At 43.8% G+C, this 9,603-nt stretch carries 9 protein-coding genes; 2 read left to right on the forward strand and 7 right to left on the reverse strand.

Features of this window, described 5'->3' with window-relative positions:
- Positions 1-215 precede the first annotated feature (215 nt).
- Positions 216-1,361, forward strand: a complete 1,146-nt coding sequence (locus AB4507_RS13185; protein WP_017059340.1) for a Na/Pi symporter — start codon at positions 216-218, stop codon at positions 1,359-1,361.
- A gap of 259 nt (positions 1,362-1,620) precedes the next feature.
- Here the strand turns inward: AB4507_RS13185 and AB4507_RS13190 are convergent, their stop codons facing one another.
- From AB4507_RS13190 to rppH, 5 genes are read right to left on the reverse strand one after another with little or no spacing between them, the layout of a single operon-like run.
- The gene (locus AB4507_RS13190; RefSeq protein WP_017059339.1) at positions 1,621-2,472 is read right to left on the reverse strand and encodes a thymidylate synthase; all 852 of its coding nucleotides are present in this window, start codon (positions 2,470-2,472) and stop codon (positions 1,621-1,623) included.
- A 9-nt stretch (positions 2,473-2,481) separates the two neighbouring features.
- A complete protein-coding gene (gene lgt / locus AB4507_RS13195; protein WP_017059338.1) occupies positions 2,482-3,303 on the reverse strand; it encodes a prolipoprotein diacylglyceryl transferase in 822 nt (273 codons plus the stop codon).
- A 57-nt stretch (positions 3,304-3,360) separates the two neighbouring features.
- Positions 3,361-4,152 carry a sulfite exporter TauE/SafE family protein gene (locus AB4507_RS13200; protein ID WP_017059337.1) on the reverse strand — a complete coding sequence of 264 codons (792 nt, stop codon included), beginning with the start codon at positions 4,150-4,152 and terminating at the stop codon, positions 3,361-3,363.
- Between the two features lie 8 nt (positions 4,153-4,160).
- The gene (gene ptsP / locus AB4507_RS13205; RefSeq protein ID WP_017059336.1) at positions 4,161-6,410 is read right to left on the reverse strand and encodes a phosphoenolpyruvate--protein phosphotransferase; all 2,250 of its coding nucleotides are present in this window, start codon (positions 6,408-6,410) and stop codon (positions 4,161-4,163) included.
- A 2-nt stretch (positions 6,411-6,412) separates the two neighbouring features.
- Positions 6,413-6,931, reverse strand: coding sequence for an RNA pyrophosphohydrolase (rppH, locus tag AB4507_RS13210; RefSeq protein ID WP_017059335.1), 519 nt, complete (start codon positions 6,929-6,931; stop codon positions 6,413-6,415).
- Positions 6,932-7,547: 616 nt separating this feature from the next.
- Here rppH and mutH point away from each other — a divergent pair.
- The gene (gene mutH / locus AB4507_RS13215) at positions 7,548-8,213 is read left to right on the forward strand and encodes a DNA mismatch repair endonuclease MutH (RefSeq protein WP_032546406.1); all 666 of its coding nucleotides are present in this window, start codon (positions 7,548-7,550) and stop codon (positions 8,211-8,213) included.
- Positions 8,214-8,301: 88 nt separating this feature from the next.
- Here the strand turns inward: mutH and AB4507_RS13220 are convergent, their stop codons facing one another.
- Together AB4507_RS13220 and AB4507_RS13225 are read right to left on the reverse strand one after the other, a co-directional pair.
- Entirely contained in the window at positions 8,302-8,613 is a 312-nt protein-coding gene (locus tag AB4507_RS13220) for a DUF6482 family protein (RefSeq protein WP_004735016.1), read from the reverse strand.
- A 204-nt stretch (positions 8,614-8,817) separates the two neighbouring features.
- Entirely contained in the window at positions 8,818-9,069 is a 252-nt protein-coding gene (locus AB4507_RS13225; protein WP_008224444.1) for a hypothetical protein, read from the reverse strand.
- Between the last annotated feature and the right edge of the window lie 534 nt (positions 9,070-9,603).

Consider the following 9,603-nt stretch of genomic DNA (forward strand, 5'->3'; position numbering starts at 1 on the left):
CTATATCACCTATAGAATTTCCATTAAAAAACAATTTAAAACAACAACTTAAAACAACCACATTAGCAATTGGAATATTTAAAGAGTAAATCATCACAAAAAAGTCGCACCTAAACCAAAATGTAATATTACTGAAATATTTCCCCTCTAACATCACGCTCAGATTAAACAAACAGACCAAACACAGACTTAAACGGTCCAATGGAGAAAACATTATGAACCAAGCTACTACTGCAGCAGCGCCTATCTCGAGCACTACTCGTTGGCTACGCTGGGCTAACTTGGCATTCATGCTTTACCTACTATTACTTTCAGTTTCAATGGTTGGTACAGGCTTCAAATGGGCAACAGGCGAGCAAGCAAAGGTTCTTTTCGAATTTGCTTCACACCCAGTTGCAGGCTTAATGATTGGTTTAGTAGCAACAGCGCTTATTCAATCATCAAGTACAGTTACTTCAATTATCGTTGGCCTTGTGGCAGGTGGTTTACCTGTTGAGCTAGCAATTCCTATGATCATGGGTGCTAACATTGGTACTACGGTAACCAATACGCTAGTTAGCCTTGGTCACGTTCGTTGTAAAGAAGAGTTCAAACGTGCATTCGCAAGTGCGACAATCCACGACTTCTTTAACCTATTAGCCGTTGCTATCTTCCTACCACTAGAGATGGCGTTTGGAATTCTAGAGAAAATTTCTCACTGGTTAGTATCACCGATGCTAGCAACAGGTGATATGAGCATGGGTGGTCTTAACTTCATCAAGCCAATCACTAAGCCTGTTGTAAGTGCGATTAAAGAACCACTATCAACGTTTGGCGACACTGTTGGCGGCATCATGCTTATCGCTCTAGGTATCGCAACTATCTTCGTAGCTATTACTGTAATGGGTAAGCTGATGAAGAGCCTAATGGTTGGTCGTGCTCGTGAGATTCTAAAGAACGCAATCGGTCGTGGTCCAATCCACGGTATCGCTTCTGGCTCTATCGTGACTATCCTTGTTCAGTCTTCTTCTACGACAACAAGCTTGATGGTTCCACTAGTAGGTTCAGGTGTTCTTAAAGTACGTGACGTTTACCCATTCACTCTGGGTGCAAACATCGGTACATGTATTACGGCTCTACTTGCAGCTACAGCAGTGTCTGGTGAGTTCGCAGTATTCGCACTACAAATTGCTCTAGTACACTTGGTGTTCAACATCATGTCAACGGTATTCATCTTCGGTATCCCGTTCCTACGTGAACTTCCAGTTAAAGCGGCAGACATGATTTCAGACATGGCTGTGAAGAACAAAGCTGTAGTGGCTGGTTACCTTGTTGCGGTATTCCTTGTACTGCCTGGTAGCGTGTTAGCTCTTACCGCTTAATAGCAAAATAAACATCGCTTATAGCAAAGCCCGCTACCTCCTAGGTTGCGGGCTTTTTCTTTTTAAGAGCAGATACGGGATTCGTGTAAGCGAGTATCGAAGAGAAAGAGCCAATGCGCGTTGAGAGTATACGAGTAACATAAAGCATCACACAGCATATGATTTCTCTGCTCTTCGAATCTCGATTACTCGTCACTGTAACTTAGATACAAAAAAGGCTGCACAGAGGCAGCCTTTCAATCAAACAAAGCGAGTGAGATTAAACCGAGAATGGGTACTTAATCGCTTCGTGGCATTCGTAACCTTCAACCCAGAAGTCATCCATCGTTACCCATGTTTCCAAATCTTCTAGAGACTTAATCTGAGGATTGATATGGAATGTTGGGCCAGCTAACGGCTCACGCTTTAACTGGATATCACGCATAGGTGCAAGTTGATCTTCGTAAATATGAGCATTTACTAGCTTATGGTAAGCCACGCCAGCTTTCTTACCCGTGATTTGCGCCATGATAGCTAGGAAGACATACACTTGAACCATGTTGAAGTTCAGGCCTAGGGGTACATCGCAAGAGCGCTGAGTGCTATTTAGGTACAGAGTATCACCAAGTAGTGAGAAGTGATGGCTGTACATACACGGACGCAAACATCCCATGTGGAACTCACCAGGGTTGTAGAAGTTTAAGATCTCGCCGCGGTCATCAATACCGTTAGTTAGATCATCAACAATCTTCTTCAGTTGGTCGATATGACCGCCGTCAGGTTTTGCCCATGCACGTCCTTGAACGCCATAAACACGGCCCATGTCATCTTCACCCTTGCGGTAAGGGTTATTCAGCCATGCTTCATTCAGGTTAGAATTCGCATCCCAAGTTTTAGTCCCTAGCTTACGAAAATCTTCAGCATTGTCGTAACCACGGATATAGCCAAGCAGCTCAGCAACTGCGGCTTTCCAAAAACTCTTACGCGTTGTTACCAGTGGGAATTGGTTATTACCAACATCATATTCAAGGTCAGCATTGATCACGGTTAGGCAACGCTTGCCCGTGCGTTCATTTTCAATCCAAGTACCGTCATCAACGATACGCTGACAGAGATCTAAATACTGTTTCACACCAATTCCTTACTTCGTTTGTTGTGGTAATTCGTCTTTGTAGTGACCACGCTTGTATGCCCACACCATCATCAGCACACCGATGATAACCATTGGCAGTGACAAAATTTGTCCCATAGAGATAAATCCACCGAACAAACCTAGGTGAGCATCAGGTTCACGTACGTATTCTACTAAGAAGCGGAATGTACCATATCCAGCTAGGAATAACCCTGATACAGAACCAAGAGGACGCGGCTTTTTGATAAACCAGTTCAAGATGAAGAACAGCACGATACCTTCAAGCGCCATCTCGTAAAGTTGAGATGGGTGACGAGGAAGTGGACCACCGTTAGGGAACACAATCGCCCATGGCACATCAGTCACACGGCCCCAAAGCTCGCTGTTCATGAAGTTACCTAGACGGCCCATACCTAAACCAAATGGGACGAGTGGTGCAATCATGTCTGCCACGCCAAAGAAGGTGCGACCATTCTTTTTCGCATACCAGAACATTGCGGTGATAACACCCAGCAAGCCACCGTGGAAAGACATACCGCCAGTCCATACCTTAAATAGGTACAGTGGGTCTGCTAGGAAAAGGTCAAAGTTGTAGAAAAGTACGTAGCCAATACGACCACCCAACACCACACCTAGAAAGCCAGCAAACAGTAAGTCTGATACTTGCTCTCGAGTCCAACCACTACCCGGTTGATCAGCTCGGCGATTTGCTAACCAAAGAGCAAACATAAAACCGACAAGGTACATTAGGCCGTACCAACGAACTGAGATTGGTCCTAGTTCAATAAGAACAGGATCGATATTTGGGAATTCGATAAAACCCTGAGACATACTTGGCTCTCTATCTAAATTGATTAACGGTTAGCTCAATGACTAACAGAAAAGACACTACAGCAGCATTGTGGCTGCTATAAACATTAAAAATACCGCAAAGAATTTCTTCAGCACAGGGGTTGGCAATTGAGTGGCCAGTTTCGCACCCACTCGAGTGGTCAAAACTGAGGTACAAGATATCGCGATCAAAGCCGGTAGATAAACATAACCCAAGCTATACGCAGGAAGATCATCGACAGAAGATCCATGCCAAATGAAACCTAGCATTCCCGAAATCGCGATAACACAACCGCATACCGAAGATGAGCCGACGGCTTTACGCATTTCCACACCGTGATGGTTAAGGAAAGGTACCGATAAAGACCCACCGCCAATGCCCGCTAAGCTTGATACCAAACCAATCCCGCCGCCACACAACACGGTTTTAGCTGAACCCGGCATCGATTTTTGGCTCTTGGAGCGAATCGACAATAGCATTTGCAACGCCAACACCAAAACAATCACACCAAAGACTTTTGGTAAGTATTGAGCTGGAATTACATCGGCCACGAAAGAGCCGAGGAAGCCACCTATCACCACACCTGGCATCAACCATTTAACGACAAACATCTCTACGTTACCCAACTTTAGATGGTTAATCGCAGACGATCCCGACGTAACGATGATGGTTGATAGCGAAGTAGCCAATGCCATTTGCATCGCAAACTCTTGGGGGATACCCGCTTTAGGAAGCAAAAACAGTAAGGCAGGAACAACCAGCAAACCACCACCAATGCCTAGCAAGCCTGCTAAAACACCAACAATAGCACCAAGGCCCGCTAACAAGCCTATCAGTTCATATGACACGTTAAATCCTATTTTTTACCTGCTCGAATGAAGCCTGTAAATTCACGCTCTTCGAAATAGTTCAGCATCATACTATAGATGTCACTACCATACGGTTTTGAAAGTGCCTTATTTGCCAAATCCTGTAATTCAGCCAAGTTCGATTGACGAATCAAATATTTGGTTCTTGCGACATTCGAGGTATTCATACTTAACGTCTCATACCCCAATCCAATCAATAGCAGCGCGCCCATCGGGTCACCGGCTAACTCGCCACAAATACAAACAGGTAATTGATATTGCTTACAAGTATCATGAATTTGTTTTAATGCCATGATCACCGCAGGGTGCATTGATTCATAGACATCGGATACTCGTGAATTGTTCCGATCAACCGCTAATAAATATTGGGTTAAGTCGTTGGTACCGACTGAAACAAAGTCGACCTTATGCGCAATCAGCGGCAGTATGTACAGCATGGATGGCACTTCAATCATGATACCAACGCGAGGCATACGCACTCGGTTATCAAGCTCATGCACTTCATCATACGCTTGTTCAATCAACTGTAGCGCGTCATCCAACTCCTGTGCACCAGAGATCATCGGCAGCAAAATACTCAAGTTATGGCTTTCACAGCTCGCACGTAGCATGGCACGTAACTGAATAATAAAGATGTCAGGATGATCGAGCGTAAACCGAATACCACGCCAACCAAGGAATGGATTGTCCTCTTCGATAGGAAAATACGGTAAGGCCTTATCACCACCGATATCGAGTGTACGCATCACCACTTGTTTCTCTGGGTAGCTTGCCAGTACAGAACGATACTGCTTGAATTGTTCATCCTCTGACGGGAATCTTTGCTGCAACAAGAAAGAAATTTCAGTTCGATACAGCCCTACGCCATCAACGCCTTGGTTGATAGCGATGTTAGTGTCTGCACTTAAACCCGCATTAAGCAGAATCTCGACTTGCTTGTTGTCTTGCGTTTTTGCCGGTAGGTACAGCTCGCGATTGACCATAGAGGAGAGCTCACTCTCTTCTAGAATCAGCCCTCGATACTCTTTGAGCAGGCTTTTAGTCGGCTCAATAAAGATCTCACCGCTATACCCATCAACAATCGCTCGCTTGCCATTAGCTTGAGCTAGGTTGAGGTTTACCCCCATGACGGAAGGTATGCCAAGCGCTCGAGATAAAATCGCTGCGTGCGAGTTCGCCGCCCCTTCCAAGGAAATCACCGCTAAGAGCTTTTCTTTGGGAATAGACGCTAATACCGAAGCGGTTAACTCACGAACCACTAGGATAATCGGCTTATCTAACGTGCGAAGTTCATGTTCAGAGTTGTGGAGGAAATAGAGCAGCCTTTGTCCGAGCTCTCGGATGTCTTGTGCTCTCTCACGAAGATACACGTCCGACATACGAGCAAAGCGATTAGAATAACTCTCTACAACCTGTCTTAGTGCCCAATCGGCTTTATCGCCTTTCTGGATTTGGCTTTTTAGATCCTTACGCAGCATAGGATCGTTGAGTAAGTGAGTAAACAGGTCAAAGATCGCCAACGCATCTTTATTGATTTCGCTATCTAAGCGCTTTCGCATGCGCTTAAAGTCATTGAGGGCGTTTTCAACCGCTACCGCCAACAACTCATGCTCTCTCTCTATATTGAGCGTCGAAGCAGGATAAACATCGGTGAGTTCAGGCTGAGTGTTGTCCCACCATAAGTCACCAATCGCCACGCCCGATGAAGCTGCAATACCTTTAGTAGCCGGTAGCTTCTGTTGCTCTAACAGCCAATGGCCTTGAGTTTGGGCGTGCGCCACAATAACGGCAAGTTGTGCAGAGAGCGTGACAAGGAAGGATTCTTCCATCTCACTAAATAAACGTGGGGTCTTCTGTTGAATGACCAATACACCGAGCACTTGCTTGCGGTGGATAATCGGAGTACCGAGAAAAGAGTGATAGACGTTTTCTCCAAGCTCTGGAAAAAACTTATAAGCAGGGTGAGCAGACGCTTGTGCAAGGTTGATAGGTTCAGCACTTCTTTTAACAAGGCCAACCAGACCTTCGTCAAAACCAATGTGAATGCTATTGCCTTTGAAGATCAGGCCTTGAGTTGCCATCAACTCAAGGCGCTGCATATCATTATTTGCCAAATACACGGTGCAACATTCCGTCTGCATCGCACTGCATGTCTCTTTAACCAAAATATCAAGAGCCGTCGACACATCTTCAACTCTTGATACGTGTTCAACTATTTCCCTTAGTTGACTGAGCATGCTTAACCTCTACGCAATTTGCGCTTTCCTTTTATTTTTCGCTCTTTAAACGGCATTGCTAAAGATGCGAACTCTTTCATCGCTCGACGGTAAACATCTCGCTTGAAAGAAACAACTTGTCGAACTGGGTACCAGTAACTCACCCAACGCCAACCATCAAACTCAGGTGTACTTCCACGCTGCATATTGATATGCGATTCATCGCAATCTAAGCGCAAAAGGAACCACTTCTGTTTTTGTCCAATACAGACAGGTTTAGAATCCCACCGAACCAGTCGTTTGGGTAGCTTGTAGCGTAACCAATGACGACTTGTCGCGACGATCTTTACATCCTTTTTAGTAAGGCCAACCTCTTCATACAACTCGCGGTACATTGCCTGTTCCGGAGTCTCACCTTCATCTATTCCCCCTTGAGGGAATTGCCATGAATGTTGCCCGTATCGTTTAGCCCAGAAGACCTGACCATGGTTGTTACAGATTACAATACCAACATTTAATCGGTAACCATCGCCATCTATCACTGGCCAACCTCTATCTAAATTTTTAATTACTCTGATTTTTCCACATATCCCCAATCGGAGCAAACTTAGTGACGTGATAAGCGCTATATTTATGAATAATAACTAGGAATATGGATAAGTTTTGCTCAAATTCTAGTTACCCACACAATAGTGAGACATAGACCACATTTATTCACCTTTTCTGTGAATAACTATGTGAAGAATTACCCGCAATCGTTTTTTTTAATCCATAGATTCATCAACACCAAAAACAACAAATCAGTCAAAATAATTTTATTATTATATAAATCAGCAAATTAAAATAACATTCTAGTTTTAAAAAACATTAGAAATGTAAAAGATCTTTCAGAAACCTGACATGGTTAAAGATCAACCACTCCGATGTTTATCCACACTACTAAGTGAAAGATTCATTTTGAACCCCATTTGGCAAGCATTTTATCCACCATAAACCCCTGTTTATTTATCCACTAAATTAATATTTCAATTAATTACCTTTATGTCCTGTGGATAACCCTGAGTTTGATCCCTTTTCTCGCAAGGAGATCATTTCTTAACCAGTCGTCATATGGTGATAACTTCTGATAAAATCATTTTTTTGATCATGCCTTTTATTATGAAACCAGAACCACAAACACAACAAGAGCTGTTAGAGCGCGCGTATGCCATCGCCGGAATGACCTTTAAAGAGCTCGCTGACGAAGCTGAGATGGTGATGCCAAACGACCTTAAGCGTGATAAAGGCTGGGTTGGGCAGCTATTGGAATGGCACTTGGGTGCACCTGCAGGCAGTAAGCCAGAACAAGATTTTGCCAAGCTCGGTATCGAGCTAAAAAGCATTCCGATTAGCTACTCTGGCAAGCCACTCGAAACCACCTTTGTGTGTGTTGCTCCTTTGATGGGTGTGCAAGGCATAACTTGGGAAACCAGCCACGTTCGAAACAAGCTGTCTAAGGTGTTGTGGATCCCTGTCGAGGGAGAAAGAGAGATCCCGCTAGCAGAGAGGCATGTAGGATCCCCATTATTATGGACACCTAGCCAAGCTGAAGACGAACTCTTGAAGCGAGATTGGGAAGAACTGATGGAGTTGATCGTTTTAGGCAATGTTGAACAGATAACAGCAAGACACGGTGAAGCACTGCATTTACGTCCGAAGGCTGCTAACAGTCGTGTGTTAACGGAAGCTTACGGTGCAAGCGGAAAACCTATCAAAACTAAACCACGTGGTTTCTATCTGCGAACTCAATTCACCCATAAATTACTGACAACACATTACGCATAGATCGTTTAATCGAGCCTCGATAGCCAAAACTATCAGTGCGTTAAAAAACAGTCTGGAATTAGAATCAATATCTCGCTACCAACGCCTCTTAATGAGGTTTGAGCGCCAGTTCAATATCACAGTAGCTTTGGCTTGGCTCATTACCAAACTCATCATAGGCGTTGTGTAAGCGAAGATACGCCTTTTCAAAGCCGAGCCGGAGTAACTCCTCTTTCACTTGATCCAAGGATCCAAAGTGAAGCGGCTCGCCGTCTTGCTTTACCGGTTCTAGCTTATGTTTGTACTCCACCGCCAATAGATATTCTGAAATATCAGAACAGCCAATAACGTACACTTTGGGTGTTTGATAAGAGTCTTTGTGCTCTCCATGTAACCACATGTCTAACTGATGCTTTTGCATAACCGGCCTCCCTTGCTCTCTATAGCTTAGTAGAACTCTATTTCTTTACTAGGGCACGTTGATTTTTCTCGATTAAAAAAACAAAAAAGAGAAGCCAATGCTTCTCTTTTTTGTCCAGTTCTAGTTCAAAAGCGCTCACTTTTGACACCTAACTATCACCGTCAATGATTTAGGGGGTTGAAAGGTGCGATCAACCCCGAAAGATTACGTCGGTATTCGCGCGCTAAGAACACGACGAAGATGACGAACGCGACGTTCAATGGTGACAACTTCAGGCTCAGAGAAACCAATTGGACGACCATCGGCTTCAAGGCCAATATCTCTTAGCAAATGAGTGTTGTGCCAAGGTAGGTCTAGTGAACTACGACGTACTTTTCGCTGCCATTCGCGCTCTTCACGACGAAGATCGGCACGGATAAGGACTGTTGCTAATTTTAAATATACTGAGTGACGCATAATAACTCTCCAGTTGTTGAATCAACTGAGGAAAAATAGCGTGTTAGATAGTATGAGGGCTTCTCACTTAGCTGCTATTTTTCCACAGCCAAATAAGGATACGGATCTATTAGTTAGGTTTATCTTGGGTGTTTCGATCGGCCATGGCTGATGTTTGTGACATAACAGTCACCATGTCAGTACACGGATCAAACGACGCGCAAATATGCTGTATAAAATCGAAATGTTTCATTTGCGCCTCCAAACTAACTAAAAAATCCAAAAAGAAATGAGATAATAAAAGCAAATAAGTCTTTGTTAAACCATTGCTTTCACGGTTAAAGTCTAACCAAGTGAGTATATTATTCAACCGATAATTGATTAACAATTTCAAAACAAATGATTCACCCAAAATATTAGTTGCATATTACTTTATATATAACATATTCACTATGATTATATAAAATCACAGAACATCTCTCTTAAAGACCGAGCCTCTAATAGCTCAATCTATCAACCTGCCAATCTGTCAGCAGTCAACGATCAACGATCAAC

It is taken from the genome of Vibrio sp. 10N.222.54.A3, assembly GCF_041474095.1.
Taxonomy (GTDB): Bacteria; Pseudomonadota; Gammaproteobacteria; order Enterobacterales; family Vibrionaceae; genus Vibrio; species Vibrio crassostreae_C.